The sequence below is a fragment of the Pseudomonas violetae genome (assembly GCF_023072615.1).
Taxonomy (GTDB): domain Bacteria; phylum Pseudomonadota; class Gammaproteobacteria; order Pseudomonadales; family Pseudomonadaceae; genus Aquipseudomonas; species Aquipseudomonas violetae.
In genome coordinates, this window is the sequence record NZ_JAKNRW010000036.1 from 18,783 (window position 1) to 44,058 (window position 25,276).

Annotated in this window: 22 protein-coding genes; 20 read left to right on the forward strand and 2 right to left on the reverse strand. The window is 57.3% G+C overall.

Annotation, left to right across the window (positions count from 1 at the left end; all coding sequences use genetic code 11):
* Positions 1-186: 186 nt before the first annotated feature.
* The 5 genes from L9059_RS25765 to L9059_RS25785 all read left to right on the forward strand — a co-directional run bounded on the left by L9059_RS25765 (position 187) and on the right by L9059_RS25785 (position 5,462).
* Positions 187-1,038 (forward strand): glycine betaine ABC transporter substrate-binding protein, encoded by an 852-nt coding sequence (locus tag L9059_RS25765; protein ID WP_247293680.1) that lies wholly within the window; start codon positions 187-189, stop codon positions 1,036-1,038.
* Between the two features lie 239 nt (positions 1,039-1,277).
* Complete coding sequence (locus L9059_RS25770; protein ID WP_008148580.1) at positions 1,278-1,589, forward strand: DUF485 domain-containing protein; 312 nt, start codon at positions 1,278-1,280, stop codon at positions 1,587-1,589.
* Positions 1,586-3,244, forward strand: coding sequence for a cation acetate symporter (locus L9059_RS25775; protein ID WP_247293681.1), 1,659 nt, complete (start codon positions 1,586-1,588; stop codon positions 3,242-3,244). The genes L9059_RS25770 and L9059_RS25775 overlap by 4 nt, the downstream gene beginning before the upstream one ends.
* Positions 3,245-3,678: 434 nt before the next feature.
* On the forward strand, positions 3,679-5,349 hold the full coding sequence (locus tag L9059_RS25780) for a sodium:solute symporter family protein (RefSeq protein ID WP_247293682.1): 1,671 nt from the start codon (positions 3,679-3,681) through the stop codon (positions 5,347-5,349).
* Positions 5,331-5,462 carry a putative transporter small subunit gene (locus tag L9059_RS25785; protein ID WP_247293683.1) on the forward strand — a complete coding sequence of 44 codons (132 nt, stop codon included), beginning with the start codon at positions 5,331-5,333 and terminating at the stop codon, positions 5,460-5,462. Before L9059_RS25780 ends, L9059_RS25785 begins: the two co-directional genes overlap by 19 nt.
* 173 nt (positions 5,463-5,635) lie before the next feature.
* Here L9059_RS25785 and gltA read toward each other — a convergent pair whose 3' ends face one another.
* Positions 5,636-6,925 carry a citrate synthase gene (gene gltA, locus L9059_RS25790; RefSeq protein ID WP_003222994.1) on the reverse strand — a complete coding sequence of 430 codons (1,290 nt, stop codon included), beginning with the start codon at positions 6,923-6,925 and terminating at the stop codon, positions 5,636-5,638.
* A gap of 362 nt (positions 6,926-7,287) precedes the next feature.
* On the opposite strand from gltA, the gene sdhC reads away from it, so the two are divergent.
* From sdhC to L9059_RS25850, 12 genes are all read left to right on the forward strand, one after another.
* The gene (gene sdhC, locus L9059_RS25795; protein WP_247293684.1) at positions 7,288-7,662 is read left to right on the forward strand and encodes a succinate dehydrogenase, cytochrome b556 subunit; all 375 of its coding nucleotides are present in this window, start codon (positions 7,288-7,290) and stop codon (positions 7,660-7,662) included.
* Positions 7,656-8,024, forward strand: coding sequence for a succinate dehydrogenase, hydrophobic membrane anchor protein (sdhD, locus tag L9059_RS25800; RefSeq protein ID WP_007977503.1), 369 nt, complete (start codon positions 7,656-7,658; stop codon positions 8,022-8,024). The genes sdhC and sdhD overlap by 7 nt, the downstream gene beginning before the upstream one ends.
* A gap of 3 nt (positions 8,025-8,027) precedes the next feature.
* Complete coding sequence (sdhA, locus tag L9059_RS25805; protein WP_247293685.1) at positions 8,028-9,800, forward strand: succinate dehydrogenase flavoprotein subunit; 1,773 nt, start codon at positions 8,028-8,030, stop codon at positions 9,798-9,800.
* A gap of 11 nt (positions 9,801-9,811) precedes the next feature.
* A complete protein-coding gene (locus tag L9059_RS25810; RefSeq protein ID WP_045057758.1) occupies positions 9,812-10,516 on the forward strand; it encodes a succinate dehydrogenase iron-sulfur subunit in 705 nt (234 codons plus the stop codon).
* 253 nt (positions 10,517-10,769) lie between these two features.
* Entirely contained in the window at positions 10,770-13,601 is a 2,832-nt protein-coding gene (locus tag L9059_RS25815) for a 2-oxoglutarate dehydrogenase E1 component (RefSeq protein WP_247293686.1), read from the forward strand.
* A 42-nt stretch (positions 13,602-13,643) separates the two neighbouring features.
* Positions 13,644-14,867, forward strand: a complete 1,224-nt coding sequence (gene odhB, locus L9059_RS25820; protein WP_247293688.1) for a 2-oxoglutarate dehydrogenase complex dihydrolipoyllysine-residue succinyltransferase — start codon at positions 13,644-13,646, stop codon at positions 14,865-14,867.
* 98 nt (positions 14,868-14,965) lie between these two features.
* Positions 14,966-16,402, forward strand: coding sequence for a dihydrolipoyl dehydrogenase (gene lpdA, locus L9059_RS25825; protein ID WP_247293689.1), 1,437 nt, complete (start codon positions 14,966-14,968; stop codon positions 16,400-16,402).
* A gap of 199 nt (positions 16,403-16,601) precedes the next feature.
* Entirely contained in the window at positions 16,602-17,768 is a 1,167-nt protein-coding gene (gene sucC / locus L9059_RS25830; RefSeq protein ID WP_045057762.1) for an ADP-forming succinate--CoA ligase subunit beta, read from the forward strand.
* Positions 17,768-18,649 carry a succinate--CoA ligase subunit alpha gene (gene sucD, locus L9059_RS25835; protein WP_010166265.1) on the forward strand — a complete coding sequence of 294 codons (882 nt, stop codon included), beginning with the start codon at positions 17,768-17,770 and terminating at the stop codon, positions 18,647-18,649. The genes sucC and sucD overlap by 1 nt, the downstream gene beginning before the upstream one ends.
* Before the next feature lie 421 nt (positions 18,650-19,070).
* A complete protein-coding gene (gene brnQ / locus L9059_RS25840) occupies positions 19,071-20,384 on the forward strand; it encodes a branched-chain amino acid transport system II carrier protein (protein WP_247293690.1) in 1,314 nt (437 codons plus the stop codon).
* Positions 20,385-20,660: 276 nt separating this feature from the next.
* Positions 20,661-21,398: a DUF599 domain-containing protein gene (locus tag L9059_RS25845; protein WP_247293691.1), complete on the forward strand. Its 738-nt coding sequence runs from the start codon at positions 20,661-20,663 to the stop codon at positions 21,396-21,398.
* Complete coding sequence (locus L9059_RS25850) at positions 21,398-21,799, forward strand: MAPEG family protein (protein WP_247293692.1); 402 nt, start codon at positions 21,398-21,400, stop codon at positions 21,797-21,799. Before L9059_RS25845 ends, L9059_RS25850 begins: the two co-directional genes overlap by 1 nt.
* Positions 21,800-21,876: 77 nt before the next feature.
* On the opposite strand, the gene L9059_RS25855 is transcribed toward L9059_RS25850, so the two are convergent.
* Positions 21,877-22,113 carry a hypothetical protein gene (locus L9059_RS25855; RefSeq protein ID WP_247293693.1) on the reverse strand — a complete coding sequence of 79 codons (237 nt, stop codon included), beginning with the start codon at positions 22,111-22,113 and terminating at the stop codon, positions 21,877-21,879.
* A 158-nt stretch (positions 22,114-22,271) separates the two neighbouring features.
* Here L9059_RS25855 and L9059_RS25860 point away from each other — a divergent pair, with 158 nt between their 5' ends.
* The 3 genes from L9059_RS25860 (at position 22,272) to htpG (ending at position 25,183) form a co-directional block, all read left to right on the forward strand.
* Positions 22,272-22,748: a PaaI family thioesterase gene (locus tag L9059_RS25860; protein WP_247293694.1), complete on the forward strand. Its 477-nt coding sequence runs from the start codon at positions 22,272-22,274 to the stop codon at positions 22,746-22,748.
* Positions 22,745-23,197 (forward strand): PaaI family thioesterase, encoded by a 453-nt coding sequence (locus L9059_RS25865; protein WP_247293695.1) that lies wholly within the window; start codon positions 22,745-22,747, stop codon positions 23,195-23,197. The genes L9059_RS25860 and L9059_RS25865 overlap by 4 nt, the downstream gene beginning before the upstream one ends.
* Positions 23,198-23,278: 81 nt before the next feature.
* Complete coding sequence (gene htpG, locus L9059_RS25870; protein WP_247293696.1) at positions 23,279-25,183, forward strand: molecular chaperone HtpG; 1,905 nt, start codon at positions 23,279-23,281, stop codon at positions 25,181-25,183.
* Positions 25,184-25,276: the final 93 nt, after the last annotated feature.

The window sequence follows — 25,276 nt, forward strand, 5'->3', positions numbered from 1 at the left end:
GGTCGCTGGCAGAGCAGGTCGCCCACGGCGTCAGGTTGATTATCGAGGCGTCAGTGCTCTCATGGAAAAATCGAGCTGATGATCGAGCGAGCTTGCGGTGAAGCGTGATGGGGGCGCGGAGCACCAAAACAATACGTTGACGCGACTCGGCATCCGTCGAGCGCAGCACTTTTCGGGGAAGTAACGATGAAGATGCGACGACTTTTAGGCGCGGGTGCCGCTCTGGTACTGGCAATTGGCTCCACGATGGCCAATGCCGAGAGCAAGACCCTGAGCATCGGTTATGTCGACGGTTGGTCCGACAGCGTCGCGACCACTCATGTGGCAGCCGAAGTAATTAAGCAGAAACTCGGTTATGACGTGAAGTTGCAAGCGGTTGCGACCGGGATCATGTGGCAGGGCGTTGCCACCGGCAAGCTCGATGCCATGCTCTCCGCCTGGCTGCCGGTGACCCACGGCGACTACTGGACCAAGAACAAGGACGAGGTTGTCGACTACGGTCCGAACTTCAAGGACGCCAAGATTGGCTTGATCGTGCCGGAGTACGTCAAGGCCAAGTCGATTGAAGACCTGAAAACCGACGACAGCTTCAAGGGTCGTATCGTTGGCATCGATGCCGGTTCAGGCGTGATGCTCAAGACCGACCAGGCAATCAAGGATTACGACCTGAGCAATTACACCCTTAAGGCCAGTTCCGGCGCCGGCATGATTGCCGAGCTGACCCGTGCCGAGAAAAAGAAAGAATCCATCGCCGTCACCGGCTGGGTGCCGCACTGGATGTTCGCCAAGTGGAAACTGCGCTTCCTCGACGACCCGAAAGGCGTTTACGGTGCGGCTGAAACCGTGAACAGCATCGGCAGCAAAGAGCTGGCGACCAAGGCTCCGGAAGTGGTCAAGTTCCTGAAGAATTTCCAGTGGGCGTCGAAAGACGAAATCGGTGAAGTGATGCTGGCCATCCAGGATGGCGCCAAGCCGGAAGCGGCGGCAAAGGATTGGGTTGCCAAGCACCCGGAGCGCGTTGCTGACTGGACTAAATAACAAATACGCACTGTGAACCCTGTGGGAGCGGGCTTGCCCGCGAAAGCGATCCGTCAGTTGGCTGATTAGTTGACTGACCCGACGCTTTCGCAGGCAGGCCAGCTCCCACAGTTTTTTGTGTGCTCGACATTGGCGCATGTGTCATGTCGTTCTAATACTAAGGTCGTCTGGAACCTGGCCCGCAGCCGCATAGAGTGGATAACGTTCAAACAATAATCTGTGCTGCGAGGATAAAAACAATGAACGACAGCATTTACCTCTCGATTCAAAACAGCCCGCGCTTCAAGGAGCTGGTTAGCAAGAGAGAAAAGTTCGCCTGGATTCTTTCAGCGATCATGCTTGGGCTTTACTCCGGATTCATTCTTCTGATCGCCTACGGGCCGCATATATTGGGCGCGAAAATCAGTCCTGAGTCATCCATCACTTGGGGTATTCCGATCGGTGTTGGGCTGATCCTCTCTGCCTTCATCCTGACCGCCATCTATGTTCGACGCGCCAATGGCGAGTTCGACGACCTGAACAATGCGATTCTCAAGGAGGCTCAGCAATGATCCGGCGTCTACTGGCTCTATTGAGCATCGCAGCCTTCGCTCCTGGCGTTTGGGCCGCAGAAGCCCTTACGGGTGAAGTTCAGAAGCAACCGCTCAACGTTGCCGCGATTCTGATGTTCGTGGTCTTCGTTGGTGCGACCCTGTGCATCACCTACTGGGCCTCGAAGAAAAACAACTCGGCGGCTGACTACTATGCGGCCGGCGGCAAGATTACCGGTTTCCAGAACGGTCTGGCGATTGCCGGTGACTACATGTCCGCGGCGTCCTTCCTGGGTATTTCCGCCCTGGTGTTCACCTCCGGCTACGACGGCCTGATCTATTCGATCGGCTTCCTGGTGGGCTGGCCGATCATTCTGTTCCTGATCGCCGAGCGCCTGCGTAACCTGGGCAAGTACACCTTTGCCGACGTGGCGTCCTATCGCCTCGGGCAGACCCAGATTCGCTCCCTGTCCGCCTGCGGTTCGCTGGTGGTGGTGGCGTTCTACCTGATCGCGCAAATGGTCGGTGCCGGCAAGCTGATCCAGCTGCTGTTCGGTCTGGACTACCACGTTGCGGTGATCCTGGTGGGTATCCTGATGTGCATGTACGTGCTGTTCGGCGGCATGCTGGCGACCACTTGGGTGCAGATCATCAAGGCGGTACTGTTGCTGTCCGGTGCCACGTTCATGGCACTGATGGTGATGAAGCACGTCAACTTCGACTTCAACGCGCTGTTCTCCGAGGCGATCAAGGTCCACCCTAAAGGTGAAGCAATCATGAGCCCCGGCGGTCTGGTGAAGGATCCGGTCTCCGCATTCTCCCTGGGACTTGCGCTGATGTTCGGTACTGCTGGCCTGCCGCACATCCTGATGCGCTTCTTCACCGTGAGTGACGCGAAAGAAGCTCGCAAGAGCGTGTTGTACGCAACCGGCTTCATTGGCTACTTCTACATCCTGACCTTTATCATCGGCTTCGGCGCGATCCTGCTGGTCAGCACCAACCCGGCCTTCAAGGATGCTGCTGGCGCGCTGCTGGGCGGTAACAACATGGCGGCGGTGCACTTGGCCAACGCAGTGGGCGGCAGTATCTTCCTGGGCTTCATCTCGGCGGTGGCTTTCGCAACCATCCTGGCTGTTGTGGCGGGCCTGACCCTGGCCGGTGCTTCGGCGGTATCGCACGACCTGTACGCCAGCGTGATCAAGAAAGGCAAGGCGAACGAGAAGGACGAGATCCGCGTGTCGAAAATCACCACTATCGCCCTGGCGGTGCTGGCGATTGGCCTGGGTATCCTGTTCGAAAGCCAGAACATCGCGTTCATGGTGGGCCTGGCATTCTCCATCGCTGCGAGCTGTAACTTCCCGGTACTACTGCTCTCCATGTACTGGAAGAAGCTGACTACGCGGGGTGCGATGATCGGCGGCTGGCTGGGCCTGATCAGTGCAGTGGGCTTGATGGTGCTTGGGCCGACCATCTGGGTGCAGATACTGCATCACGAGAAGGCGATCTTCCCGTATGAGTATCCGGCGCTGTTCTCCATGGCGATCGCTTTTGTCGGGATCTGGTTCTTCTCTATCACGGACAAGTCCGCGGCAGGGGTCAATGAGCGAGCGTTGTTCTTCCCGCAATTTGTTCGATCGCAAACTGGGTTGGGGGCGAGTGGCGCTGTTTCGCACTGAGTGTTCAACAAGTCATGATTAAGCTGCGCTAACACACAAATGCCCTGGTCGATAGACTGGGGCATTTTTTGATTGCCGAATACCCCGTAGCGCGCTTTACGCGCCAGGGGTGGTTCCAAACAAACACATTTCGCCCCAAGTCTGTATAGTCTTTGGCTGTCCGTATCAGGGCTATCGGTTTCTGATGCAGGACTCATCTTCCGGTTATTACCGGCTTTTGCTGCAAGCACTGGGTTCAACGTGCTGGCGCACGCTTTACCTTTAGACCTGGAGCGCTCTTTGCGCACCGTCTCTTGCCAGCCTTCACATTGACAACCTCTCGGGCCTCTGTCCGATGCTGCCTGTCTGTCAGGACTCCGGGTTGTTACGCGCCTGCCGATTTCGGACTCTCGTCCCATCTGCGGTGACTTTGGCGCATAAAAAAGGAGAAAGGAATGTTCCAACTTTCCACCCCCACCGTTTTGCTGCTTCTGTTCTGTTTCTATGGCCTGACCTTTTTGGTGTCCTTACGCGTGGGTCGCAAGAACGAAAACGTCGACGGTTACATGGTTTCCAATAACTCAATTGGCTTTGGCATGGCGGCTGCCAGCATGACCGCCACCTGGATCTGGGCCGCCTCATTCTATGCGTCAGCCAGTTCAGGCTATAAGTTTGGTCTCTCCGGTGCGCTGCATTACGGCTTCTGGGGAGCGTTGATGATTTTATTTATCTACCCCTTTGGCCGGCGCTTTCGAGCATTGGCGCCCAAGGCTCACACGCTTGCAGAGATCATGCACGCCCGCCACGGGCGTTCCAGTCAGATGATTCTGGCGGGCTCGAACATAGTGGGGAGCATGATCAGTTTGATGGTCAATTTTACGGCTGCCGGCGCGTTGGTGGCCGTGCTCTCTCCGCTGAGTTTTATTCAGGGGGTATTGATCGCCGGTTGCGGAATTCTCGGTTACACCATCTGGTCAGGCTTTCGCTCTTCAGTAATGACCGATTTTGGCCAGCTAATCGCAATGATCTTTGCTGCTGTGGTGATCATTCCGATTATCTTCTTTCAGTTGGGCGGCCCTGAACTCTTCGCTCAAGGCATGCCAAACATAACTGCGGAGCAAGCCAGCTTCTATTCAAAAACGGCCATTTTGGAACAGGGCGCTCCCTATTTCGTTGCGGTCCTGGCCTACGCTATCGGTAATCAAACGATTGCCCAGCGGCTGTTTGCGGTGCGTGAAGACTTGATGAAGTCGACGTTTATTACGGCCACCATTGGTTATGCTTCGATTGTGATTGGCTTGGGCATGCTGGGTTTTCTGGCATTGCTGGCCGGTGTACAACCGGTGGACGGCGACTTAAACAACCTGATCCCTCAAATGGCCTCGACTTATCTGCCGCCGTTTGCAGTTGGGCTATTTTTTATCATGGTGATTGGTTCGCTGTCGTCGACCGCCGATTCGGACTTGTCGGCCCTGTCCGCGCTGGTAATGACCGATGTTTATGGAAAAAACCTGGCCAATGGCAAGCCTGACCCCAAAACCATGCTGTTTGTCGGACGCTTGACCATGGTCGTTGCGACCATGCTCGCCGTGGTGTTCGCCAGCCTCAAGCTGGATATCCTGACCATGCTCATTTTTGTGGGCGCGTTATGGGGCGCCATCGTGTTCCCGGTCATTGCCAGCCTGTATTGGGGGCGGATTACCAATGCTGGCTTCACCAGTGCAGCTATTGCGGGCTTCTTGATGTTTTTGGCTGCGCGCTTTGAGGTCCTGGAATTACAAGGGGTGGTCGCACTGTTCTTCGAGTTATTTGCCTCTATCGGAGGCGGCGTAGTGATTGGGTTGATGGCCTTTGGTTTCTTTGGGCGCAAAGTAGGGTTCACCTTGGGCGGGCTTGCGTTTTTGGTTCTGGCCCCGTTTGCGTTCGGCTTTTTGCGCGATTACCCGGTACTGCTTAGCTCGCTGACCGCCTACGGCGTCAGTACGGTGGTCTGCGTATTTGTGAGTTTGTTGTCCAACGAAGATTTTGATTTTGAATGCATCAACGAGCGGGTCGTGGCCTTCCACTACAACACCGATTCCGTCACTGAAGACAAAGGAGTTCCTTCATGTCCAACTTCGCATTGACCCTTTACGTGTTGATCTGGCCGGCCATCGCGGCGCTGGTGATGATTACCTTATGCGTCAGCTTGTACCGCGACATTCGAAAGGCCAAGCGTAACGGCGCCGACCTGGTGTAGGCTTTTTTGGCGCTTTAAGCGCGCGTTAGGCGGGCCTGCTATCTATCGCAGGCCCGCGTCTCGTTAAGGAAGTTCACCGTTTGAAGGCTTTGCGTCGCGCACAAATCAAAACGGCCTCTATATAAATAGAGGCCGTTTTCGGTACAGCTCAAGACATTATCGCAAGACAGGTCTTATTTACGGTCTTCCAGCTTGGTGATGTCACGCGACTCGTAGCCGGTGTACAACTGGCGAGGACGGCCAATCTTGTACGGGCTGGAGAGCATTTCTTTCCAGTGGGAGATCCAGCCGACGGTCCGCGCCAGAGCGAAGATCACGGTGAACATGCTGGTTGGAATGCCGATCGCCTTGAGGATGATCCCCGAGTAGAAGTCGACGTTCGGGTACAGCGAGCGTTCAATGAAGTAAGGGTCGGTCAGGGCGATCTCTTCCAGGCGCATGGCCAGTTCGAGTTGCGGATCGTTGTTGATGCCCAGCTCTTTCAATACTTCGTCGCAGGTCTGTTTCATCACTGTGGCACGTGGGTCGCGGTTCTTGTAAACCCGGTGACCGAAGCCCATCAGTTTGAACGGATCATTTTTGTCTTTGGCCTTGGCAATGAACTTGTCGATGTTCGACACATCGCCAATTTCATCCAGCATGGTCAGGACAGCCTCGTTCGCGCCGCCGTGGGCAGGGCCCCACAGTGCAGCGATGCCGGCGGCGATACAGGCGAACGGGTTGGCACCCGATGAGCCAGCCAGGCGTACGGTGGAGGTCGATGCGTTCTGCTCGTGGTCGGCATGGAGGATGAAGATCCGGTCCATGGCCTTGGCGAGTACCGGGCTGATCGGTTTGATCTCGCACGGGGTGTTGAACATCATGTGCAGGAAGTTTTCCGCGTACGTCAGGTCGTTGCGCGGGTACATCATGGGTTGCCCCATGGAGTACTTGTAAACCATCGCTGCCAGGGTTGGCATCTTGGCAACCAGGCGGATCGCGGAAATTTCGCGATGCTGCGGGTTATTGATGTCCAGGGAGTCGTGGTAGAAGGCCGAGAGGGCGCCGACTACACCGCACATGACGGCCATCGGGTGGGCGTCGCGACGGAAACCGTTGAAGAAGGTTTTCAGCTGCTCGTGAACCATGGTGTGGTTCTTCACGGTGCTGACGAACTGGGCTTTCTGTTCTGCGGTCGGCAGTTCGCCGTTGAGCAGCAGATAACAGGTTTCCAGGTAGTCCGATTTTTCAGCCAGCTGTTCGATCGGGTAACCGCGGTGCAACAGAATGCCGTTGTCACCGTCGATATAGGTGATCTTCGACTCGCACGAAGCGGTCGACATGAAACCTGGGTCAAAGGTGAAACGGCCCGTGGCCGTCAGGCCCCGAACGTCGATAACATCGGGACCAACGGTGCCGGTTAAAATGGGCAGCTCGACGGGGGCTGCGCCCTCGATGATCAACTGCGCTTTTTTGTCAGCCATGTGGCCTCCTATTTATGCTTGAAATCATCAGACAGACCCCCCACGCAGGGCCCGCACCACTATAGTGAGATAAATTCGAATGTCAATTTGCCTAAAGTCTTGCTCCAGAAGGCTTTAGCCGGACTTTTTCCTCGAAATTGCCCGCCGTTTACGCCTTTTACCCAACTTGTGCAATGCGCTATTAGGGGAAGGTGTACGCGTTGTCATTAGTAGCCTAACTGTCTATACTCGGCCACCGACCGCCAGGGGCTTTTGGGCCTGCTTTATTGGGGGTCGCATCCCTGGGTGGTGGTTACCTGACCAGTGCACTCCCCAACAACTTTGCCCTGATTGTTAGGGGCTCTTCAGTGTGAAAAAAAGCCGTGAAAAGCCAACGACCTGTAAACCTAGACCTAAGGACCATCAAACTCCCCATCACCGGCGTTACGTCGTTTCTTCACCGTGTTTCCGGCATCATCCTCTTCCTGGGCCTTGGCTTCATGCTTTATGCATTGGGCAAATCCCTGGGTTCCGAGGAAGGTTTTGCCGAGGTGAAGGCAACCTTGACCAGCCCGCTGGCCAAGTTCGTAGCATGGGGCCTCCTGTCCGCTCTGCTTTATCACCTGGTAGCCGGTGTGCGCCATTTGATCATGGATATGGGCATCGGTGAGACGCTGGAAGGCGGCCGCCTGGGCTCGAAAATTATCATCGCCATTTCCGTGGTGTTGATCGTTCTGGCAGGAGTTTGGATATGGTAACCAGCGTTACGAACCTTTCGCGTTCGGGCCTCTATGACTGGATGGCGCAGCGTGTGTCTGCGGTCGTTCTCGCGGCTTATTTCATTTTCCTGATCGGGTACCTCGCAGCGAACCCGGGCATTGGCTACGACCAGTGGCATGGCCTGTTCGCCCACAACGGGATGCGTATCTTCAGTCTGCTGGCCCTCGTTGCCCTGGGCGCTCACGCCTGGGTCGGTATGTGGACCATCGCGACCGACTACCTGACGCCGATGGCGTTGGGCAAGTCCGCGACTGCAGTACGTTTCCTTTTCCAGGCAGTATGCGGCGTTGCGATGTTCGCTTACTTCGTCTGGGGTGTGCAGATTCTCTGGGGTATCTGATCCATGGCTAACATTCCAACGATTTCATTCGACGCCATCATTATTGGTGGTGGCGGTGCCGGCATGCGCGCCGCGCTGCAGCTGGCTCAGGGCGGTCACAAGACTGCCGTGATCACCAAGGTGTTCCCGACCCGTTCGCACACCGTTTCGGCCCAGGGTGGCATCACTTGCGCCATTGCCTCTGCTGATCCAAACGATGACTGGCGCTGGCACATGTACGATACCGTCAAGGGTTCCGACTATATCGGAGACCAGGACGCTATCGAATACATGTGTCAGGAAGGCCCGGCAGCGGTGTTCGAGCTGGACCACATGGGTCTGCCGTTCTCCCGTACCGAGCAAGGCCGAATCTACCAGCGTCCGTTCGGCGGTCAGTCGAAGGATTACGGTAAAGGCGGGCAGGCTGCCCGTACCTGCGCCGCTTCCGACCGTACCGGTCACGCGCTGCTGCACACGCTTTATCAGGGCAACCTGAAAGCTGGCACCACGTTCCTGAACGAGTACTACGCGGTTGACCTGGTGAAAAACGCTCAAGGCGAATTCGTCGGCGTGATCGCTATCTGCATCGAAACCGGTGAAACCAGCTACATCCGCGCCAAGGCTACCGTCCTGGCGACCGGTGGTGCCGGTCGTATCTACGCTTCGACCACCAATGCCCTGATCAACACCGGTGACGGCGTCGGCATGGCCCTGCGTGCTGGCGTTCCGGTACAAGACATCGAAATGTGGCAGTTCCACCCAACCGGCATCGCCGGCGCCGGTGTGCTGGTTACCGAAGGTTGCCGTGGTGAAGGTGGATACCTCATCAACAAGCACGGCGAGCGTTTCATGGAGCGTTATGCTCCGAACGCGAAAGACCTTGCTGGTCGTGACGTGGTTGCCCGTTCGATGGTTAAAGAAATCATCGCCGGTAACGGTTGCGGTCCAAATGGCGACCACGTGATGCTCAAACTCGACCACTTGGGCGAGGAAGTGCTGCACAGCCGTCTGCCAGGTATCTGCGAACTGTCGAAGACTTTCGCACACGTTGACCCGGTTGTTGCTCCGGTTCCGGTTGTTCCGACTTGCCACTATATGATGGGCGGTGTTCCGACCAACATTCATGGCCAGGCGATCACCCAGAACGCCGAAGGCGTGGACGAGATCATTCACGGCCTGTTCGCTGTAGGCGAGGTGGCTTGCGTATCGGTTCACGGCGCCAACCGTCTGGGCGGCAACTCGTTGCTCGACCTGGTGGTATTCGGTCGTGCTGCTGGCCTGCATCTGGAGAAAGCGCTGACTGACGGCATCGAATACGATGACGCCACCGACGCCGATATCGAAGCGGCCCTGTCGCGTCTGTCCGCCCTGAACGAGCGTACCGACGGCGAAGACGTGGCAACCCTGCGTCGCGAGCTGCAAAGCTGCATGCAGAACTACTTCGGTGTATTCCGTACTGGCGAATACATGCAGAAGGGTATTGCCCAGCTGGCTGACCTGCGCGCGCGCATCGCCAACGTCAAGATCAACGACAAGTCGCAGGCGTTCAACACCGCGCGCATCGAAGCGTTGGAGTTGCAGAACCTGCTGGAAGTGGCCGAAGCCACTGCCATCGCTGCTGAAGTGCGTAAAGAGTCGCGCGGTGCTCACGCCCGTGAAGACTTCGAAGATCGCGACGACGAAAACTGGCTGTGCCACACCCTGTACTTCCCGGGTGACAAGCGCGTAACCAAGCGTGCCGTGAACTTCTCGCCGAAAACTGTTCCGACTTTTGAACCCAAGATTCGGACTTATTAAGGGTGGCTGCCATGTTGAAAGTCAGCGTTTATCGTTACAACCCTGATCAGGACGCCGCGCCGTTCATGCAGGAATTCCAGGTCGATACCGGTGGTAAAGACCTGATGGTGCTGGACGTGCTGGCCCTGATCAAAGAGCAGGACGAGGGTTTCTCCTATCGTCGCTCTTGCCGTGAAGGTGTTTGCGGTTCCGACGGCATGAACATCAACGGCAAAAACGGTCTGGCGTGCGTCACGCCGTTGTCCGCCGTAGTAAAAGGTAACAAGTTGGTTGTTCGTCCGCTGCCAGGTTTGCCGGTTATCCGTGACTTGGTCGTCGATATGAGCATCTTCTACAAGCAATACGAGAAGGTGAAGCCTTACCTGCAGAACGACACGCCGGCTCCGGCCATCGAGCGCCTGCAGTCCCCTGAAGAACGTGAAAAGCTCGACGGTCTGTACGAGTGCATCCTGTGCGCCTGCTGCTCGACCTCTTGCCCGTCCTTCTGGTGGAACCCGGACAAGTTCCTGGGTCCAGCTGCCCTGCTGCAAGCGTACCGCTTCCTGGCAGACAGCCGTGACACCAAGACGTCCGAGCGTCTGGCTTCGCTGGATGACCCGTTCAGCGTATTCCGCTGCCGCGGGATCATGAACTGCGTCAACGTATGCCCGAAAGGCCTGAACCCGACTAAGGCCATCGGTCACATCCGTAACATGCTGCTGCAAAGCGGCGTTTGATTCAGCTGTAGTACCGCTGTACCCGTAGATGCTACGGCGCAGGCTTCAACCGGCGCCGTAGTTTTAACCTGGGCAGCAGCTCAAAAAGCTGCAGCTCTTATTTTGAAGAAATGAGACAAGCAGGGGCATCCGGGCTGGTACCCGGACTATCAGCGTGATCCTAGGTGGCTTGTTTTAGTCGCTGCATTCGGACTTCTGCAAGCGTGCTCGGTGTCGACGCCGGTGGTGTTCCCCTAACCGAGGGTGACCAAGCATGCAAGAAAGCGTGATGCAGCGCATGTGGAACAGCGCCTACCTATCCGGTAGTAACGCTGCCTATGTGGAAGAGCTCTATGAGCTCTACCTGCACGACCCTAACGCTGTGCCAGAAGAGTGGCGCACCTACTTCCAGAAGTTGCCTGCTGATGGCAACACTGCTACCGATGTTTCGCACTCCACGATTCGCGATCATTTCGTCTTGCTGGCAAAGAACCAGCGCCGCGCCCAACCGGTTTCCGCCGGCAGCGTGAGCAGTGAGCACGAGAAGAAGCAAGTTGAAGTGCTGCGATTGATCCAGGCCTACCGTATGCGTGGCCACCAGGCAGCCCAGCTTGACCCGCTGGGGCTGTGGCAGCGTCCTGCACCTGCAGACCTGTCGATCAATCATTACGGCTTGACCAATGCCGATCTTGATACGACCTTCCGTGCCGGCGACCTGTTCATCGGCAAAGAGGAGGCGAGCCTACGCGAAATTCACGAGGCGTTGCAGCAGACATATTGCCGCACCATCGGCGCTGAATTCACGCACATCACCGATTCCGAGCAGCGCCAGTGGTTCCAGCAGCGTCTGGAAAGCGTACGCGGCCGTCCGACCTATTCCGCCGACATCAAGAGCCACCTGCTCGAGCGCGTCACCGCCGGCGAAGGCCTGGAAAAATACCTGGGTACCAAATACCCGGGTACCAAGCGTTTTGGCCTGGAAGGCGGCGAGAGCCTGATTCCGATGCTCGACGAACTGATCCAGCGTTCCGGTTCCTACGGCACCAAGGAAATCGTGATCGGCATGGCCCACCGTGGTCGCCTGAACGTGCTGGTCAACACCTTCGGTAAGAACCCGCGCGAGCTGTTCGACGAGTTCGAAGGCAAGAAGAAGGTCGAACTGGGCTCCGGTGACGTTAAATATCACCAGGGCTTCTCGTCCAACGTCATGACCACCGGCGGTGAAGTTCACCTGGCCATGGCATTCAACCCGTCCCACCTGGAAATCGTATCTCCAGTGGTCGAGGGTTCGGTGCGCGCCCGCCAGGATCGTCGTAACGACCCTACCGGCGAGAAGGTTCTGCCGATCTCCATCCACGGTGACGCGGCGTTCGCCGGTCAGGGCGTGGTGATGGAAACCTTCCAGATGTCGCAGACCCGCGGTTTCAAGACCGGCGGTACCGTGCACATCGTGATCAACAACCAGGTTGGTTTCACCATCAGCAACCCGCTGGACTCGCGCTCCACCGAGTACGCCACCGACGTTGCGAAAATGATCCAGGCGCCGATCCTCCATGTGAATGGCGATGATCCGGAAGCCGTGTTGTTCGTGACCCAGCTGGCGATCGACTACCGCATGCAGTTCAAGCGTGACGTAGTGATCGACCTGGTCTGCTACCGTCGTCGCGGCCACAACGAGGCCGACGAGCCTAGCGGCACCCAGCCGATCATGTATCAGCAGATCACCAAGCAGCGCACCACCCGTGAGCTGTACGCTGATCGCCTGACCCAGGGCGGTGTGCTCGACGCAGAGCGTGTTCAGGCGAAAGTCGATGAATACCGCAATGCGCTGGACAACGGCCTGCATGTTGTTAAAAGCCTGGTCAAAGAGCCGAACAAAGAATTGTTCGTGGACTGGCGTCCGTATCTGGGCCACGCCTGGACCGCGCGTCACGACACTCGCTTCGACCTCAAGACCTTGCAGGAACTGTCCGCCAAGCTGCTGGAAATTCCGGAAGGTTTCGTGGTTCAGCGCCAGGTTTCGAAGATCTACGAAGACCGTCAGAAAATGCAAGCCGGCGGCCTGCCGATCAACTGGGGTTACGCCGAAACCATGGCGTACGCTACCCTGGCGTTCGAAGGTCACCCGATTCGCATGACGGGCCAGGACATCGGTCGCGGTACGTTCTCGCACCGTCACGCTGTGCTGCACAACCAGAAAGACGCGGGTACCTACGTCCCGCTGCAGAACCTGTACAAGGGCCAGCCTCGTTTCGACCTGTACGATTCGTTCCTGTCCGAAGAAGCCGTGTTGGCGTTTGAATACGGTTACTCGACCACCACGCCTGAGGCGCTGGTGATCTGGGAAGCCCAGTTCGGCGACTTCGCCAACGGTGCCCAAGTGGTTATCGACCAGTTCATCACCAGTGGCGAGCACAAGTGGGGCCGTCTCTGCGGTCTGACCATGTTGCTGCCGCACGGTTATGAAGGTCAGGGTCCGGAGCACTCCTCGGCTCGTCTGGAGCGTTACCTGCAGCTGTGCGCCGAGCACAACATCCAGGTAGCGGTACCGACCACGCCGGCACAGATCTACCACTTGTTGCGTCGTCAGGTGATCCGTCCTCTGCGTAAGCCGTTGATCGTGCTGACTCCAAAGTCGTTGCTGCGGCACAAACTGGCCATCTCGACCCTGGAAGATCTGGCCGAAGGTTCGTTCCAGACCGTTATCCCGGAAATCGATGCACTGGACCCGTCCAAGGTCGAGCGCGTTGTTCTGTGTAGCGGCAAGGTCTACTACGACCTGCTGGAAAAACGCCGTGCCGAAGGTCGTGACGACATCGCCGTCGTGCGCATCGAGCAGCTGTACCCATTCCCTGAGGACGACTTGAACGAAGTCCTGGCTCCGTACACCAACCTCAAACATATCGTTTGGTGTCAGGAAGAGCCGATGAACCAGGGTGCCTGGTACTGCAGCCAGCATCACATGCGCCGCATCGTTGGTAATCACAACAAGGCACTCGTACTCGAGTACGCCGGTCGTGATGCTTCCGCTGCACCTGCTTGTGGTTATGCATCGATGCACGCCGAGCAGCAGGAAAAACTGCTGCAAGACGCCTTTACTGTTTAACGCCTTCGCGCACCTGAAACCGAATTTAAGGACCCACAGATAATGGCTATCGAAATCAAAGCCCCCACTTTCCCGGAATCGGTTGCCGATGGCACCGTTGCCACCTGGCACAAACAACCGGGCGACGCTGTAAAGCGTGATGACCTGATCGTCGACATCGAAACCGACAAGGTTGTGCTGGAAGTGTTGGCGACTGCCGACGGCGTACTGGGCGCAATCGTCAAGAACGAAGGCGAAACCGTTCTGTCCGACGAAGTCCTGGGCTCGATCGAAGCGGGCGGCGCTGCTGCCGCTCCAGCGGCTGCCGCTGCTGCTCCGGCCGCTGCACAAGCTGCTGCTCCTGCTGCCGAAGGTGAAGACGATCCGGTTGCTGCACCGGCCGCTCGCAAGCTGGCTGAAGAGAACGGCATCAACATCGCTTCCGTTACCGGCACCGGTAAAGGCGGGCGTGTGACCAAGGAAGACGTGGTGGCTGCTGTTGCCGCCAAGAAATCCGCTCCGGCTGCCGCGCCTGCCAAGGCCGCTGCTCCAGCTGCCGCTGCTCCAGTATTCGCCGCTGGTGACCGCATCGAGAAGCGTGTACCGATGACCCGCGTTCGCGCTACCGTGGCCAAACGCCTGGTTGAAGCGCAATCGAACATGGCGATGCTGACCACTTTCAACGAAGTCGACATGACTGAAGTCATGGCCCTGCGTTCGAAGTACAAGGATCTGTTCGAGAAGAGCCACAATGGTGTACGCCTGGGCTTCATGTCGTTCTTCGTCAAGGCTGCCACTGAAGCGCTGAAGCGCTTCCCGGCCGTCAACGCGTCGATCGATGGTGCCGACATCGTTTACCACGGCTACGCCGACGTTGGTGTCGCTGTTTCCAGCGACCGCGGCCTGGTTGTTCCGGTTCTGCGTAACGCCGAACTGATGAGCTTGGCTGAAATCGAAGGCGGCATCGCCACCTTCGGCAAGAAGGCGCGTGACGGCAAACTGTCCATGGACGAAATGACCGGCGGCACCTTCACCATCACCAACGGTGGTACCTTCGGTTCGATGATGTCGACCCCGATCGTCAACCCGCCGCAAGCGGCCATCCTGGGCATGCACAACATTCTGCAGCGTCCTATGGCGATCAACGGTCAGGTCGTTATCCGTCCGATGATGTACCTGGCTCTGTCCTACGATCACCGCCTGATCGATGGCAAAGAAGCTGTGACCTTCCTGGTTACCATCAAGAACCTGCTGGAAGACCCGGCTCGTTTGCTGCTGGATATCTGATAGAAGCAGCCACAGGTCTTAAGCCGCGCGCTGCAAAAAATTGCAGTCTGGCTTGAGGCTTGTGGCTTCAAGCTTGTTGCCAAAAGAGGATTTTTTGAATGTCGCAGAAATTTGACGTAGTAGTGATCGGTGCGGGCCCTGGCGGCTACGTGGCTGCCATCAAGGCAGCGCAGCTGGGCCTTTCGACTGCCTGCATCGAGAAATACACCGACAAGGAAGGCAAGCTGGCTCTGGGCGGTACTTGCCTGAACGTCGGCTGCATTCCGTCCAAGGCGCTGCTGGACAGCTCCTGGAAATACAAGGAAGCCAAAGAAGGCTTCGCGATCCACGGTATCAATCACGCTGGCGTGACCATGGATGTGGCCGCAATGGTTGGCCGTAAAGCCAACATCGTCAAAGGCCTGACCTCTGGCGTTGCCACCCTGTTCAAGGCCAACGGCGTTACTTCCCTGCAAGGCCACGGCAAACTGCTGGCCGGCAAGAAAGTCGAGCTGACCAAGCCAGACGGCACCGTGGAAATCATCGAAGCCGAGAACGTGATCCTGGCATCCGGCTCGCGTCCTATCGACATTCCACCGGCTCCGGTTGACCAGAACGTGATCGTCGATTCGACTGGCGCGCTGGAATTCCAAGCCGTACCCAAGCGTCTGGGCGTCATCGGCGCTGGCGTGATCGGTCTGGAACTGGGTTCGGTATGGTCGCGCCTGGGCTCTGAAGTGGTTGTTCTGGAAGCGCTGGAGAAGTTCCTGCCAGCCGCTGACGAAGCCGTTTCCAAGGAAGCCTTCAAGACCCTGACCAAACAAGGTCTGGACATCAAGCTGGGCGCTCGCGTCACCGGTTCGAAAGTGAACGGCGACGAAGTCGTGGTGAACTACACCGATGCCAATGGCGAACAGAACATCACCTTCGACAAGCTGATCGTTGCCGTTGGTCGCCGTCCAGTGACCACCGAGCTGCTGGCAACTGACAGCGGTGTGAACATCGACGAACGTGGCTTCGTTTTCGTTGACGACCAGTGCGCTACCAGCGTGCCGGGCGTTTACGCAATCGGTGACGTGGTTCGCGGCATGATGCTGGCGCACAAGGCGTCCGAAGAAGGCATCATGGTGGTTGAGCGCATCAAGGGCCATAAAGCCCAAATCAACTATGACCTGATCCCGTCTGTTATTTATACTCACCCGGAAATCGCGTGGGTTGGTAAAACCGAGCAGACCTTGAAAGCCGAAGGCGTTGAAGTTAACGTCGGCACTTTCCCGTTTGCAGCGTCTGGCCGTGCCATGGCAGCCAACGATACCGGTGGTTTCGTCAAGGTCATCGCCGATGCCAAGACTGACCGCGTATTGGGCGTCCACGTAATTGGCCCGAGCGCTGCAGAACTGGTTCAACAAGGCGCGATCGGTATGGAATTCGGCACCAGCGCTGAAGACCTGGGCATGATGGTTTTCTCCCATCCGACCCTGTCCGAAGCCTTGCACGAAGCAGCTCTGGCAGTGAATGGCGGCGCCATCCACATTGCCAACCGCAAGAAGCGTTAAGACAAGACAATAAGAAACCACGGCGGAAGGCCCGTCGTGAGCCTTGCGTGCAAGACTCACCGCGGAATGTCCGCCGGACGCAGCCTTGCGTAGTCTCACCGGTTATCCGGAACACCTACGCAAGCAGCAGTCACAGGTGGTGCGGCACTGAACAAGTGCAGCACCGAATGCGCAGTACCTAACGAAGACGGTAATAAGCATGAATCTTCACGAGTATCAGGGTAAGCAGCTGTTCGCTGAGTACGGCCTGCCAGTATCCCAGGGTTTCGCCGTAGACACCCCGGAAGCAGCAGCAGAAGCGTGCGACAAAATCGGCGGGACCGAATGGGTTGTCAAAGCCCAGGTTCACGCAGGTGGTCGCGGTAAAGCGGGCGGCGTAAAGCTGGTTCGCAGCAAAGAAGACGCCAAAGCATTCGCCCAACAGTGGTTGGGCAAGCGTCTGGTGACCTACCAGACTGATGCCAACGGTCAGCCAGTCACCAAGATCCTGGTTGAATCGTGCACTGACATCGCCAAAGAGCTGTACCTGGGCGCTGTTGTTGACCGTTCGAGCCGCCGCATCGTGTTCATGGCTTCCACCGAAGGTGGCGTGGACATCGAGAAAATCGCTCACGATACTCCTGAGAAAATCCTCAAGGCCACTATCGATCCACTGGTTGGCGCTCAGCCATTCCAGGGTCGTGAGCTGGCTTTCCAGCTGGGTCTGGAAGGCAAGCAAGTCGCCCAGTTCGCCAAGATCTTCGTTGGTCTGGCCAAACTGTTCCAGGATCACGATCTGGCCCTGCTGGAAGTGAACCCGCTGGTGATCAAGGCTGACGGCGATCTGCATTGCCTCGACGCCAAGATCAACATCGACGCCAACGCCATGTACCGTCAGCCTAAGCTGAAGACTTTCCACGATCCGTCGCAAGACGATCCGCGCGAAGCGCACGCTGCCAAGTTCGAACTGAACTACGTAGCGCTGGAAGGCAACATCGGTTGCATGGTCAACGGTGCTGGCCTGGCCATGGGTACCATGGACATCGTCAACCTGCATGGCGGCAAACCAGCCAACTTCCTCGACGTGGGCGGTGGTGCTACCAAGGAACGCGTTACCGAAGCGTTCAAGATCATCCTGTCCGACACTAACGTCGCCGCAGTACTGGTCAACATCTTCGGCGGCATCGTTCGTTGCGACATGATTGCCGAAGGCATCATCGGTGCAGTGAAAGAAGTCGGCGTGAAAATCCCGGTTGTTGTTCGCCTTGAAGGCAACAACGCTGAACTGGGCGCTAAAGTACTGGCAGAAAGCGGTTTGAACATCATCGCTGCTACCAGCCTGACCGACGCTGCTCAACAAGTCGTTAAAGCTGCGGAGGGCAAATAATGAGCGTCCTGATCAATAAAGACACCAAAGTTATCTGCCAGGGTATTACCGGTTCGCAAGGTAGTTTCCACACCCAGCAAGCCATCGAGTACGGCACCAAGATGGTTGGCGGCGTGACTCCTGGTAAAGGCGGCACCGAGCACCTGGGTCTGCCAGTGTTCAACACCGTGAAAGACGCTGTAGCTGCCACTGGCGCCACCGCCAGCGTGATCTACGTTCCAGCTCCTTTCTGCAAGGACTCGATCCTGGAAGCAGCTTTCGGCGGCATCAAGCTGATCGTTTGCATTACTGAAGGCATTCCTACCCTGGACATGCTGGACGCTAAAGTTAAGTGCGACGAGCTGGGTGTTACCCTGATCGGCCCTAACTGCCCAGGCGTTATCACCCCGGGCGAGTGCAAGATCGGCATCATGCCAGGTCACATTCACTTGCCGGGCAAGGTCGGTATCGTTTCCCGTTCCGGCACCCTGACCTACGAAGCTGTGAAGCAAACTACTGACGCCGGTTTCGGTCAGTCGACTTGCGTCGGCATCGGTGGTGACCCGATCCCGGGTTCGAACTTCATCGACATCCTGAAGCTGTTCCAGGAAGACCCGAAGACCGAAGCGATCGTGATGATCGGTGAGATCGGCGGTTCGGCTGAAGAAGAAGCGGCAGCCTACATCAAGGCACACGTAACCAAGCCGGTTGTTTCCTACATCGCTGGTGTGACTGCCCCTGCGGGCAAGCGCATGGGCCATGCTGGCGCAATCATCTCTGGCGGCAAGGGCACTGCAGACGAAAAGTTTGCTGCCCTGGAAGACGCAGGCGTGAAAACCGTGCGTTCGCTGGCAGATATCGGCAAGGCTCTGTCCGAGCTGACCGGTTGGGCAGTCAAGTAAGCCTCGCGCTTAGCTTGTAGCTCTGCTGACAAAGGCCACCTTCGGGTGGCCTTTGTCGTTTGTGGAGTTTGTGTCGACCGTGCGGACGCTATCGCGGGCAAGCCCCACAGGCTTTAGGTCGAACCACAATTAAGTGTCCGGCACAAAAACTGTGGGAGCGGCCTTGCCCGCGATGGCGGACTTACAGTCGCCAACCATTTACATGCAAAAACGCGACATGGAAATGTCGTGTATCGGATAGTTCGCCCCCTAACAGTGCGCTTTTCGCGCGAATTCGTTAGTCTAGCCGCCATTTTGCGTCCGCCGCCCACAAGGTAGCCACGCGCTTAACCGGTCAGTCCCACACGGACCGACAGCATTTCCCTCACCCACAAGGGAAACCCCTCTCTAAATTCCGATTCAGTAGTGTGGTATTTCCTTAATGAAAGTGTTGAAAGGCCAGGACATCCTGGCACTTGGTTTTATGACGTTTGCCCTGTTTGTCGGGGCTGGCAACATCATCTTCCCGCCCATCGTCGGTTTGCAGTCCGGGCCACATGTCTGGATGGCGGCGTTGGGTTTCCTGATCACGGCAGTTGGCCTGCCGGTGATCACTGTGGTCGCGCTGGCCAAGGTCGGCGGTGCAATGGATGCATTGAGCAGCCCAATCGGCAAAGTTGCCGGTGGCCTGCTTGCCGCCGCGTGCTACCTCGCCGTTGGTCCGCTGTTCGCAACGCCGCGTACGGCCACCGTGTCCTTCGAAGTAGGATTGGCACCGTTGACCGGCGAAAGCCCGCTGGCGCTGTTCCTCTATAGCTCGGTGTACTTCCTGCTGGTGTTTTTCATCTCGTTGTATCCGGGACGCCTGCTGGACACCGTGGGACGATTCCTCGCGCCGCTGAAGATCATCGCCCTGGCGGCCCTCGGCATTGCCGCGTTCGCGCTGCCGGCTGGTGATATCGGCGTGGCCACCCCCGAGTACGTGGCGGCACCGTTCTCCCAGGGCTTTATCAATGGGTACCTGACCATGGATACCCTGGGCGCACTGGTGTTCGGCATCGTGATCGTCAATGCCATTCGTTCCCGCGGTGTCGAGTCGCCTGCCTTGATCACCCGCTACGCGATCATCGCCGGGCTTATTGCCGGTGTGGGCCTGGCGCTGGTGTATATCAGCCTGTTCCGTCTGGGCTCGGGCAGCCATGAAGTGGCGGCCGGTGCAACCAACGGCGCGGCTGTGTTGCATGCCTATGTCCAGCACACCTTCGGCTCGTTGGGCAGTGGTTTCCTGGCGGTGCTCATCTCGCTGGCCTGCCTGGTGACTGCGGTTGGCCTGACTTGCGCCTGTGCAGAATATTTCAGCCGGGTGCTGCCGCTGTCCTATAAGACGTTGGTGATCATCCTCGCGGCATTCTCGCTGCTGGTGTCCAACCTGGGCCTCACCAACCTGATCGCGTTCTCGATCCCGGTCCTGACCGCAATCTATCCGCCATGCATCGCCTTGGTAGCACTGAGCTTCTGCAAGGACTTCTGGTTGGAGCAGGGTCGTATTGTCGGTCCGGTGATGCTGGTGTCGTTCATCTTCGGCCTGATCGACGCTCTCAAGGGTGCGGGTCTGGCAGACTGGATGCCGACCCAACTGAGCCACCTGCCGTTGAGCGAGCAAGGCCTGGCGTGGCTGGTGCCGTCGGTGATGACCCTGGTGGTCGCCGTGGTGTGTGACCGCCTGCTGGGCAAGCGCGAAGAGGCGCTGGCTTAAACTGCTTTTCCAGCCCGTCACAAGCGGGCCTGGAGCCCACATGGAAATGCCCCGTATCAATCGATACGGGGCATTTTTTTATGGGGTGATGCGGTGCCTTTTCTTCTGCGCTAACGTCGAAACACTGCAAAACCCATTGTAAGAGCTAGCTTGCTCGCGAAGGTCGCGAACCATGGCACGTGTTTTCTGGATAAACGCGTTGCTCTCAGGTTCTTCGCGAGCAAGCCCGCTACTACAGGGGTATGGTGTTCCTGCCACTACATCACAAGGACCTGCATGTCGTTCATCCACGCCAACCTGATCCACCTTCTTGCCGCGCTCTGGTTCGTTATCTGCTGGGGCGGGTACACCCGTTATGCCACGTGGAAGGCCCGGGATACCGCGTGCCTGGCCAGTGTGCTGCACCTGTATCGAGAAGATTGGATGCGCCGCATGCTGCTGCGCGACAACCGTATCGCGGATGCGAGTGTGGTGGGCAACCTGGAACGCAACGCGTCGTTCTTCGCCTCAAGTACCCTGATTATCCTCGCCGGTATCCTGACCGTACTCGGCGCGTCGGAGCGGGCGGTGTCGCTGTTGGCCGATATTCCCATGGTTCAGCAGGCGTCGCAGGGCATGTCCGAGATCAAATTGCTGTGCCTGGCGATGGTCTTCGTCTACGCGTTCTTCACCTTCAGCTGGTGCATGCGCCAGTACAACTTCGCGGCCATCCTCATTGGCTCGGCACCGATGGTGGGAGAGCGCCACGTCTCCGAGCAGGAGCGCAAGGCCTTCGCCGCGCGAGCGGCGCGAGTTATCTCGATGGCCGCCAACCAGTTCAACTTCGGCCTGCGTTCTTATTACTTCGGCATGACCATGCTGGCCTGGTTTGTCAGCCCGTGGCTGTTCATGTTGATGAGCACCGGCGTGGTGCTGGTGCTCTATCGCCGCGAGTTCCATTCCGACGTTCTTGACGTGATGGTCTATACACCTACAGAGGCACCATTGCCTGACGCGAACAAGGAGACTGTTTGATGAGTATTCCGTTCTGGTGCGTGTTTATCAGTGCGCTATTGATATACGTGGCCCGTATGCCGGTGGCCAAGGCCATGAAAGAGCAGGGGGGCTACAATAATCACCTGCCACGTCAACAACAGGCGCAACTCACCGGGTTTGGCGCACGGGCATTGGCGGCGCATCAAAACAGCATCGAGGCCTTCATTTTGTTTGCCGTGGGTGTATTGATGGCCCATACCACGCAAACGGCGGGATGGCTGATCGACTCGCTGGCGATTATCTTCGTGATTGCCCGCCTAATCTACTTGTTGTGCTATTGGGCAGACCTGGCCTGGCAGCGCAGTCTGGTGTGGGTGGTTGGACTAGTGTGTTCGTTACTGTTGATGATTAGTCCGACTTTTAGAACAATTTTGCTCTGACTGCAGCCCAAAGAATAAATGACAGGCAAAAGAAAGCCCGCACTTGGCGGGTTTTCTTGACCACGCTAAAAACTGTCTTAGTTTTTAGGCGCTTCTTCTTTTGCAGCTGCTTCGTTCGATTCGGCCTGAGCTTTGGCCGCTTCGGCGTTTTCTTTGGCCGCGTCGTTCACTTTATCCTGTGCTTTGTTCATGTCTTGCTGAGCTTGCTCAGCATGTTGGTTAGCGTCTTGAGCTTTGTCCTCAGATTTTTTATCGCAGGCTGCGAGACCGAGGGAGGCGGTCAACATCAAGGCAATAGCTAAAGTCTTCTGCATGGGGTATTTCTCCTTATGGAAAGTATCTACTGGCCTTTCGAGCATGCCTGTCATCGTTAAGTTCCTCCTATCGCACAGATATATAAGAATATTCTTACAGGAACTTTTGGTGACATTGTCTGATGCGATTCTTTAACATTTGGAAGGATATTTGAGAAATGACTGAAAACCCCATTTTTGAGCGTGCAACGCGGTTTCTTTCGGCGTTGAGGCACTGTCAGGTGCTTGGGTTGAGTGTCCACAGCGCCAGCCAGGAGGGACTCACTGTCATCCTGCCCTACAGCGCCCAAATCATCGGCAATCCGCAGACGGGCGTGATCCACGGCGGTGCCCTGACCACGCTGATGGACACTGCCTGCGGCATGTCCACGCTCTGCGTGCTGCCCGAGTTCGAAGTCTGTCCCACGCTCGATCTGCGTATTGACTACATGCATGCGGCTGAACCGCACAAGGATGTCTACGGCTTCGCGCAATGCTACCGGGTCACCACCGACGTGATCTTTGCCCGCGGCTTCGCTTATCAGGACGATCCCGGGCAACCCATTGCTCATGTGGTGGGCACATTCATGCGCATGGGCAAGGCTATCAAGGGCACCAAAGGCTTCGGCGGTGCGGTTGCTGGAGGTGTAAAATGAATGATGCCTTCAAGACGCAACTGCAACTGGCTCATGAGCAGGGCGACTATGCCTCGCTGTTGCACCTTATTCCCTACGCCAAGCTGATCGGGGTCGAATGTTCGCGGGTGGGAGATGAGCTGCTGTTTCGCTTGCCGGCCAACAAAGACAACATTGGTAACCCTTTATTACCGGCTATCCACGGTGGGGTGATTGCCGGGTTCATGGAGTTGTGCGCAGCGCTGCACCTGCTGGTGTTTACCGGTTCGCCGGGCGTGCCGAAGATCATCGACTTTTCCCTGGATTACCTGCGGGCCGGGCAGTTTCGTGATACCTGGGCCAGATGCCAGGTATGCCGCCAGGGGCGTCGGGTCGCCAATGTGGCCATTACCGCCTGGCAAAGCACCGAAGCCGAACCCATTGCCACGGCGCGAGCGCATTTCAAAATCGATGAGCCCTTGAAATCCTGAACCATGCCCCCAACTTTGATGACAACCCGCCGCCGACCCTGAAGGTCGTGGCCACTGCCATCTGATTGGAGTTTGATGACCATGAGTGTGGAAACTCAAAAGGAAACCCTGGGCTTCCAGACCGAGGTGAAGCAATTGCTGCACCTCATGATCCATTCGCTGTATTCCAACAAGGAAATCTTCCTTCGCGAATTGATCTCGAACGCCTCTGACGCTGTCGATAAATTACGTTTCGAAGCCCTGGCCAAGCCAGAGCTGCTGGAAGGCGGCGCCGAACTGAAAATCCGCGTGAGCTTCGATAAAGACGCCAAAACCGTCACCCTCGAAGACAACGGCGTTGGCATGAATCGCGAAGACGCGATTACCCACCTGGGGACTATCGCCAAGTCCGGCACTGCCGACTTCATGAAGCACCTGTCGGGCGACCAGAAGAAAGACTCGCACCTGATCGGTCAGTTCGGCGTCGGTTTCTACTCTGCGTTCATCGTTGCCGACAAAGTCGATGTTTACAGCCGTCGTGCCGGCGATGCCGCCAGCGAAGGCGTGCACTGGTCGTCCAAGGGCGAAGGTGACTTCGAGGTCGCGACCATCGAGAAAGCCGAGCGTGGCACGCGCATCGTCCTGCACCTGAAATCCGGCGAAGACGAGTTCGCCGATGGCTGGCGTCTGCGTAACATCGTCAAGAAGTACTCAGATCACATTGCCTTGCCGATCGAGCTGCCAAAAGAAGTGACGGCCGCAGAAGGCGAAGAGCAGCCGGCCGTTGAGTGGGAAACCGTCAACCGCGCCAGCGCCCTGTGGACCCGCCCGCGCAACGACGTGAAGGACGAGGAATATCAGGAGTTCTACAAACACATCGGCCACGACTTCGAAAACCCGCTGAGCTGGAGTCATAACAAGGTCGAGGGCAAGCTTGAATACAGCTCGCTGCTCTACGTACCGGCCCGCGCCCCGTTCGACCTGTACCAGCGTGAAGCGCCTAAAGGCCTGAAGCTGTACGTGCAGCGCGTGTTCGTCATGGACCAGGCCGAATCGTTCTTGCCGCTGTACCTGCGCTTCATCAAAGGCGTGGTCGATTCCAATGACCTGTCGCTGAACGTGTCGCGGGAAATCCTGCAGAAAGACCCGATCATCGACTCGATGAAATCGGCGCTGACCAAGCGCGTTCTCGACATGCTGGAAAAATTGGCGAAGAACGAGCCTGAGCAATACAAGGGCTTCTGGAAAAACTTCGGTCAGGTCATGAAAGAAGGCCCGGCAGAAGATTTCGCCAACAAGGAAAAAATTGCTGGTCTGCTGCGTTTCGCCTCCACCCAGGGCGAAGAAGGCGAGCAAGTGGTGTCCCTGGCCGAATACCTGGCTCGCGCCAAGGAAGGTCAGGACAAGATCTATTACCTGACTGGCGAAACCTATGCCCAGGTCAAGAACAGCCCGCACCTGGAAGTCTTCCGCAAGAAAGGCATCGAAGTGCTGCTGCTGACTGACCGTATCGACGAGTGGCTGATGAGCTATCTCAGCGATTTCGATGGCAAGTCGTTTGTAGACGTGGCGCGCGGTGATCTGGACCTGGGCAACCTGGACTCGGAAGAGGACAAGAAAGCCGCTGAAGAAGTCGCCAAGTCCAAAGAAGGGCTGGTTGAGCGTCTGAAAGCTGCACTGGGCGATTCGGTTGCCGAAGTTCGGGTTTCCCACCGCCTGACCGATTCCCCGGCGATCCTGGCCATCGGCGAGCAGGACCTGGGCATGCAGATGCGCCAGATCCTCGAAGCCAGCGGGCAGAAGGTGCCGGATTCGAAGCCTATTTTCGAATTCAACCCGGCTCACCCGTTGATCGAGAAACTCGACAGCGAGCAGAGCGACGAGCGCTTCGGCGACCTGTCGCACATCCTGTTTGACCAGGCGGCCCTGGCGGCCGGCGACAGCTTGAAGGACCCGGCGGCGTATGTGCGTCGCCTCAACAAGCTGTTGGTTGAGTTGTCGGTTTAACCGAGCTGCAGTGAAAAACCCGCTTCGGCGGGTTTTTTTATCTCGAGATTTCCGCTTCACCCAGTAGGGCCGGCTCGCTGGCGATGCAATCTC

What these genes read in the sequence shown, in the direction of transcription:
- L9059_RS25765 (WP_247293680.1), top strand. Translation starts at nt 187, where the DNA reads ATGAAGATGCGACGACTTTTAGGCGCGGGTGCCGCTCTGGTACTGGCA.
- L9059_RS25770 (WP_008148580.1), top strand. Translation starts at nt 1,278, where the DNA reads ATGAACGACAGCATTTACCTCTCGATTCAAAACAGCCCGCGCTTCAAG.
- L9059_RS25775 (WP_247293681.1), top strand. Translation starts at nt 1,586, where the DNA reads ATGATCCGGCGTCTACTGGCTCTATTGAGCATCGCAGCCTTCGCTCCT.
- L9059_RS25780 (WP_247293682.1), top strand. Translation starts at nt 3,679, where the DNA reads ATGTTCCAACTTTCCACCCCCACCGTTTTGCTGCTTCTGTTCTGTTTC.
- L9059_RS25785 (WP_247293683.1), top strand. Translation starts at nt 5,331, where the DNA reads ATGTCCAACTTCGCATTGACCCTTTACGTGTTGATCTGGCCGGCCATC.
- gltA (WP_003222994.1), bottom strand. Translation starts at nt 6,925, where the DNA reads ATGGCTGACAAAAAAGCGCAGTTGATCATCGAGGGCGCAGCCCCCGTC.
- sdhD (WP_007977503.1), top strand. Translation starts at nt 7,656, where the DNA reads ATGGTAACCAGCGTTACGAACCTTTCGCGTTCGGGCCTCTATGACTGG.
- sdhA (WP_247293685.1), top strand. Translation starts at nt 8,028, where the DNA reads ATGGCTAACATTCCAACGATTTCATTCGACGCCATCATTATTGGTGGT.
- L9059_RS25810 (WP_045057758.1), top strand. Translation starts at nt 9,812, where the DNA reads ATGTTGAAAGTCAGCGTTTATCGTTACAACCCTGATCAGGACGCCGCG.
- L9059_RS25815 (WP_247293686.1), top strand. Translation starts at nt 10,770, where the DNA reads ATGCAAGAAAGCGTGATGCAGCGCATGTGGAACAGCGCCTACCTATCC.
- odhB (WP_247293688.1), top strand. Translation starts at nt 13,644, where the DNA reads ATGGCTATCGAAATCAAAGCCCCCACTTTCCCGGAATCGGTTGCCGAT.
- lpdA (WP_247293689.1), top strand. Translation starts at nt 14,966, where the DNA reads ATGTCGCAGAAATTTGACGTAGTAGTGATCGGTGCGGGCCCTGGCGGC.
- sucC (WP_045057762.1), top strand. Translation starts at nt 16,602, where the DNA reads ATGAATCTTCACGAGTATCAGGGTAAGCAGCTGTTCGCTGAGTACGGC.
- sucD (WP_010166265.1), top strand. Translation starts at nt 17,768, where the DNA reads ATGAGCGTCCTGATCAATAAAGACACCAAAGTTATCTGCCAGGGTATT.
- brnQ (WP_247293690.1), top strand. Translation starts at nt 19,071, where the DNA reads ATGAAAGTGTTGAAAGGCCAGGACATCCTGGCACTTGGTTTTATGACG.
- L9059_RS25845 (WP_247293691.1), top strand. Translation starts at nt 20,661, where the DNA reads ATGTCGTTCATCCACGCCAACCTGATCCACCTTCTTGCCGCGCTCTGG.
- L9059_RS25850 (WP_247293692.1), top strand. Translation starts at nt 21,398, where the DNA reads ATGAGTATTCCGTTCTGGTGCGTGTTTATCAGTGCGCTATTGATATAC.
- L9059_RS25855 (WP_247293693.1), bottom strand. Translation starts at nt 22,113, where the DNA reads ATGCAGAAGACTTTAGCTATTGCCTTGATGTTGACCGCCTCCCTCGGT.
- L9059_RS25860 (WP_247293694.1), top strand. Translation starts at nt 22,272, where the DNA reads ATGACTGAAAACCCCATTTTTGAGCGTGCAACGCGGTTTCTTTCGGCG.
- L9059_RS25865 (WP_247293695.1), top strand. Translation starts at nt 22,745, where the DNA reads ATGAATGATGCCTTCAAGACGCAACTGCAACTGGCTCATGAGCAGGGC.
- htpG (WP_247293696.1), top strand. Translation starts at nt 23,279, where the DNA reads ATGAGTGTGGAAACTCAAAAGGAAACCCTGGGCTTCCAGACCGAGGTG.